Source organism: Thalassobius vesicularis (assembly GCF_004799325.1).
Lineage (GTDB): Bacteria > Pseudomonadota > Alphaproteobacteria > Rhodobacterales > Rhodobacteraceae > Thalassobius > Thalassobius vesicularis.
In genome coordinates, this window is sequence record NZ_SSMD01000021.1 from 1 (window position 1) to 1,725 (window position 1,725).

The following is a 1,725-nucleotide window of genomic DNA, read 5'->3' on the forward strand; positions in this document are numbered from 1 at the left end:
GGAATCGAGCCGGGCGAAATCGTCGTCATCGACGACATCGCTCCTGCTATTCCCGGCATGGCGCTGACGCCGATCGAGGTCCAGCCATGATACGTTGGTTCACGGGCCATCCGACGGCGGGCAACCTTCTTCTTCTTCTTTTTCTCGCCGCAGGCGTCTTTGCCGCGCCCGGACTTTTGCGCGAGACCTTCCCTGATTTCCGCGCAGTGGAAGCCGAGATTGTCGTACCCTACAGAGGGGCGGCCGCCGAGGATGTGGAAACAGCTATCTGCGCGCCTCTCTGGGACGGTGTGCAAAGTGTCGAGGGGCTAGAAACCTTCACCTGCACCGCACAGGCTGGTCGCGCGCGAGCAGTAGCCACAATGGCGCCTGGCAATGACGCTTTGCGCTTCGTTAACTCTCTGCGGACCGAGGTTTCGGCTATCGACACCTTCCCAGATCGCGCAGATCCGGCTGTTGTCCGTGAACTACATCGCACCGATCCTGTCACATCAGTTGCGATCTCGGGCGATTTGCCCTTAAGCGAATTGGATTTCTACGCAGACGGACTGTTGGACCGCCTGACAGCTCTGCCTGGCGTTGCCCGTGTTACGCGCGGAGGCTTGGGCACCCGCACACTTACAATTTCTGCCTCGCGCACAGTACTGGAAGGCCACGGGCTCACACCCGCGGCACTTGCTATGGCTATCGCTGCGCAGAACATTGACCTTCCTATCGGAACGCTCGAGGGAGATGGTGCCGAACTTACTGTGCGCTTCACCGCCGAGCGTGACACCGCTGCTGCGCTGGCCACGATCCCCGTTATGGTGCTACCGAATGGCGCTACTCTGACGCTGAGCGACGTGGCGTTGATTGAGGAGCGCTTCGAGCCGCCGCACGATCGCGCCTTCGTCGATGGCGCTCCCGCTATCGTGCTTGACGTGGCGAAAGCGCTCAATGCAGACGCATTGCGCGTGCTGGACGGCGTGGCAACGCTGGTAGCCGAAGAAACTACTCACCTACCTGCCTCTATCCGAGTTGAGGTCGTTCAGGACGTGACATCCATCATCCGCGATCGATTGGTGATGCTGGTGCAGAACGGGGTGATCGGCCTGGTTCTGGTCGTCATCGTCATGAGTTTGTTTTTCCGGCCCGGTTTCGCGATCTGGGCGGCAATGGGCTTGCCCGTCGCTTTTGCCGGTGCATTCCTCTGGATGGCATTGACTGGTCTCAGCTTGAATATGATGACGTTGGTCGCGCTTCTTATGGCAATCGGCATCGTGATGGACGATTCTATTGTGATCGCGGATTCCATCGCGGTCCATGCCGCCGAAAAACCGACAGTCGAGACCGTAACCAAAGGTGTCACAGCTGTAGCCCCTGGCGTTATATCGTCATTCTTAACGACGTTGGCAGTGTTTCTTCCTCTTGCTTACTTGGCGGGTGAATTGGGTGCCGTACTCGAGGTTCTGCCAGTAGTCTTGTTGGCGGCGCTCGCCGCATCGCTTATCGAAGCCTTTTTCATACTGCCCCATCACCTAAAAGGTGGGATGAAGAAAACCACTCCGTCTCGTTTCCGAACCCGTTTTGATGCAGGCTTTGATACCTTGCGTGAACGTGGTGTGGGCCGTCTGGCTGACGCAGCGATAAAGGCACGCTGGCTGGTCGTAGGCCTAGCCATTGGTGCCCTGATCCTGACGGTTGGCGCTCTCATGGGTGGCGTGGTCAAACGGGAGGCTATGCCTG

Annotated in this window: 1 protein-coding gene; it reads left to right on the top strand. The window is 58.6% G+C overall.

Annotated elements, in window-relative coordinates; translation table 11 throughout:
* Positions 1-86: 86 nt before the first annotated feature.
* The coding region (locus E7681_RS18590) for an efflux RND transporter permease subunit (RefSeq protein ID WP_136340757.1) at positions 87-1,725 on the top strand (1,639 nt) is incomplete at its 3' end.